This window comes from Chryseobacterium sp. CG10_8 (genome assembly GCF_058117085.1).
Genome location: NZ_JBYVEB010000252.1, coordinates 1 through 927, shown reverse-complemented (window position 1 = coordinate 927; position 927 = coordinate 1). Strand labels below are relative to the sequence as shown.

Sequence of the window (927 nt, the reverse complement as noted above, 5' to 3'; positions counted from 1 at the left end):
TAAATATTTCTTTTTCAATATAATAGTTACAAAATTTATTTACCCAATCGTATTGTCCCATCGGATTATCTTCCAAAAAAACAAACTCATCATTCACTGAATAAATCATATCAATTGAGCCAGTATTTGATTTCTTTTTCGCAATAAACTTCAATATTTTATTGTATATATTTTTGGGGAAACTAAATGGTACATTTCTATTTGGTTTCTCATTATTATAATTTCTAAAATCAATCTGGGTTTTTGAATCATTTTGCGAAAAAATTGCCATTGGATATAAATTAGTATTGAAATAAAATACTCTTACTTCAAATTTTTTTTCGATTTTCTCCTGAAAAAATGCGGGAACAAAAAATTCAGAAAGGCTTTTAATATCTTTGTCAATAACTTCCTTAGTTAGAAAAGAATTACAATAGTACTTTTCATTAGAATATGAAAAACTATAATTTAGAGCTTTGGTAACAATTTTCTTATTCTTTTTAATGAATTCTAATAAGTCTATTTTATTGTTGGTACATAAACTATTTGGAATTTTCAAACCGACTTCACCTGCAATTTTCAAATCAAGCAATTTGTTATGTCTCTCCTCTCTCAGATAACTTCCAAAATATCTCTCACTATTAAAGCACTCATATGCATCAATTAAAATTTTTTCTTCTCCTCGAAGATATTGCAAAAATTCAGAAGGATAACTTTTCCTATTGGGAATAAAATTGGCTCTACCTCGTCTGTGCCAATGAGTATTATTACTCCTCGGAACAATTACTTCATTACAAATATGGATTGAATATGGATACTCCTCATAATTGATCCTCTCAAAAGAGAGATTATTTGCAAGTATATAATCTATTACTTCCTCCGTGTTTTTCTCAAAATATGTTGAAATAATCTTAATCATAAATTCTTCAAATCATTTAACAAATTTTT

Annotated in this window: 1 protein-coding gene; it reads right to left on the bottom strand. The window is 26.8% G+C overall.

Annotation, left to right across the window (positions count from 1 at the left end; all coding sequences use genetic code 11):
* Positions 1-898: ATP-grasp domain-containing protein (locus AC4AGG_RS16590; protein ID WP_489773134.1), on the bottom strand; the 898-nt coding region annotated here is incomplete at its 3' end.
* Between the last annotated feature and the right edge of the window lie 29 nt (positions 899-927).